This is a genomic window from Bacillus sp. NTK034 (assembly GCF_017303275.1).
Taxonomy (GTDB): Bacteria; Bacillota; Bacilli; order Bacillales; family Cytobacillaceae; genus Cytobacillus.
In genome coordinates this window covers 1-783 of sequence record NZ_JAFKOJ010000033.1, presented here as the reverse complement: position 1 = coordinate 783, position 783 = coordinate 1, and the positions used below count along the sequence as shown (strand labels likewise).

Below are 783 nucleotides of genomic sequence, written 5' to 3'. Positions count from 1 at the left end.
GGATATTGGAATCGCCCAAAGTAATAAATCCGCAAAAATATCTTTATCAAGTCCAAGTTTTCTTGATTCTCTTGTCGCAAGAAGCCATCCTAAAAACAAGCCTGTTCCAATTATTAGTCCATACCAATAGACAGTAATCGGTCCAAGTTCAAAGGCTATGCGATCAATTGCCTCAATTTTTTCCATTGGGTTATCACCTCTTCTTTTTATTGTAATTAGCAGTTTAACTAGCAAATATCGAGAAAATATGCACAAATGATAAATTATTTAATAAAAATCTGTAACAAACAAAGCTTCAAATTTTTAATAAATTTATTTAATTTTAAAACCTCATACAAACATAATCCCATTCTATATAGGCCTAGTCCCTTTCTTCTGTACAGATTTCAACTTATATCTTTAAAAACAAATTTGAATCGAAAGCGAAATACAAAATGAACGGCTCCTTATAGCAATCCTGATGAAAAACACCTTAGAACATTAAGATAATTGAAAATTTAGAATTTATATACTTTATTTATCCCCCCTGGGGGGTTATACTTGTTTTGAGGTGATAAGATGAAATATGATCATCACAAGCAGAGAAAGAATGTTGTGAATCGATTAGCGAAAATTGAGGGACACGTACGTTCTGTTAAGGAAATGGCTGCCAGTGGGCGGGACTGTGGAGACTTAATGATCCAAATTGCAGCTATCCGTTCAGCCCTTAACAGCTGCGGAAAAGTAATTTTAAAAGATCATTTGGAAGGCTGTGTGGTTGAGGCGGTTAAAGAGGGAGATGAT

At 34.4% G+C, this 783-nt stretch carries 2 protein-coding genes; one reads left to right on the top strand and one right to left on the bottom strand.

Annotation, left to right across the window (positions count from 1 at the left end; all coding sequences use genetic code 11):
• Window positions 1-186 (bottom strand): prolipoprotein diacylglyceryl transferase family protein (locus JI665_RS28190; RefSeq protein ID WP_206846291.1); only part of this gene is annotated, 186 nt, incomplete at its 3' end.
• 372 nt (window positions 187-558) lie between these two features.
• On the opposite strand from JI665_RS28190, the gene JI665_RS28185 reads away from it, so the two are divergent.
• Window positions 559-783: metal-sensing transcriptional repressor (locus JI665_RS28185; RefSeq protein ID WP_206846289.1), on the top strand; the 225-nt coding region annotated here is incomplete at its 3' end.